Annotated in this window: 1 protein-coding gene; it reads right to left on the bottom strand. The window is 64.6% G+C overall.

Translation table 11 applies throughout. The features are described from left to right. Positions 1–33: 33 nt before the first annotated feature. The coding region (locus tag C7G61_RS43195) for a Crp/Fnr family transcriptional regulator (RefSeq protein WP_145963855.1) at positions 34–522 on the bottom strand (489 nt) is incomplete at its 5' end.

The raw sequence follows: 522 nt of genomic DNA, 5'->3' as shown, positions 1-522 counted from the left end.
CGCTGCCGTTGCCAACCCGGATCGGCTGAAGGGTCATGCTGCTGCCTCCTGCCGCTCCAGATGCAGGTAGGCCGGGTCGAACTCGCCGGCTGCCTTCAGCTTGTCCCAATCGAGCACTTTCAGGCGGTCGCCTTTCAGCTCGATCAGGCCGTTGGCTCGCAGTTGCTGCAGCATCCGGTTGACGTGAACCGTCGTCAGGCCAATCGCATCGGCAAACTCGCCCTGGGTGATCGGCAGATCACAGGCATGATCCTCCACAAGGCCAACTGCCCGCAGGCGCGTCAGCAACTCGCACAAGACGTGAGCCATGCGCGTGTAGGCCTCGCGGCGTCCGACATTGAGCACCCACTCCCGGAAGATCGCGGCATCGATGAGGGTCTCGCGCCAGAAGGCGGCGGCGAGGCGAGGGTAGCGTTCGCAGATGTCGCGCAGGACTTCATGCGGGATGAACCCCACCCGGCACGGGCTGATGGTGCCGATGCTGGTGTCCAGCACCTGGAGATGCAGGCTCTGCAGGTCAGG

Origin of the sequence: Bradyrhizobium algeriense (assembly GCF_003062295.1) — a bacterium.
GTDB classification, from domain to species: Bacteria; Pseudomonadota; Alphaproteobacteria; order Rhizobiales; family Xanthobacteraceae; genus Bradyrhizobium; species Bradyrhizobium algeriense.
This window is presented reverse-complemented; position numbering and strand designations above follow the sequence as displayed.